Raw genomic sequence first — 1,020 nt, forward strand, 5'->3', positions numbered from 1 at the left:
CCCCAGCCCCGCGAGTCGCCCGTTCTGGGCGCGCGAGTCGCCCCGTTCGGGCCCGCGAGTCGCCCGTTCCCCGTCCGCGAGTCGCCCCGTTCGGGCCCGCGAGTCGCCCTTCCGGGCACGCGGGCTCAGCCCGTCATCCCGCGATCATCGCGGCCGGCCGCGGGGCCGAAGCCGCTCGCGCGGCCCACCAGCCCAGCACCACCACGGTGGCCACCTCGGTGGTCAGCAGCCCCCGCTCCACCAGGCCGAGCGGCAGGAGCTGCCACCACGGCACCCCGGTCAGCGGGCTCAGCGCGACAGCCAGCACGATCGCGCCGAGCCACAGCAGCGCCAGCGCGCCCGACCACCGCGAGCAGGCCGCGAACGGGCCCCACTGCAGATCGCCCCGCCAGCGCCTGCCCAGCGCCAGCGCCGCCGCCGGCAGGCTCACGAACGCCACCACGCTCGCGTACCGGTGCACGTAACCGGACGGCGTCGGGCCCACGGCCCAGTTCGCCTTGTCGAACGCGACGATCAGCACCAGCGCCGCCGCCCAGACCCCGACCAGGGCTGCGGGGCGCGACCACAGCTGCACGATCCCCGCGCGCACCAGCGCCAGCAGCACCAGCACCGATCCCCCGGCGAGCCCCAGCACCCCCACGTCGAACATCCAGTCGGAGTCGCCGAGCGCGTACTCGCTGATCGTGCGGCGCACCGGGTTCACCCGGCCGGCCGAGACGACGTGCAACAGCCCCACCAGCACCACCGCGACCCCGACACCCACCAACCCGAATGCGGCCAACGCCCTCGTCACCGCAGGATCGGGCGACGCGGTACCGGGCACGGAGGTCCTCCTGGGGAGCGCGGGGTGAGGCGGTGAACACCCACCGCTACGACATTCCCACACCCAGCGACCTGTGCGATCGGCCGGTGATCACTTCCCGCGGGCGACTCGCGCACGGAATCCGGGCGACTCGCGCGCGAGAACCGGGCGACTCGCGGGGTGGGTTCGGGCCTGTCTCTTATAAACATCTCCGAGCC

General features: G+C 74.4%; 1 protein-coding gene. It reads right to left on the minus strand.

The genetic code is table 11. The features are described from left to right. Positions 1–133: 133 nt before the first annotated feature. Positions 134–823: a DUF998 domain-containing protein gene (locus tag HF577_RS37210; RefSeq protein ID WP_169400687.1), complete on the minus strand. Its 690-nt coding sequence runs from the start codon at positions 821–823 to the stop codon at positions 134–136. Positions 824–1,020: the final 197 nt, after the last annotated feature.

Source organism: Pseudonocardia xinjiangensis (assembly GCF_012911925.1).
GTDB classification, from domain to species: domain Bacteria; phylum Actinomycetota; class Actinomycetes; order Mycobacteriales; family Pseudonocardiaceae; genus Pseudonocardia; species Pseudonocardia xinjiangensis.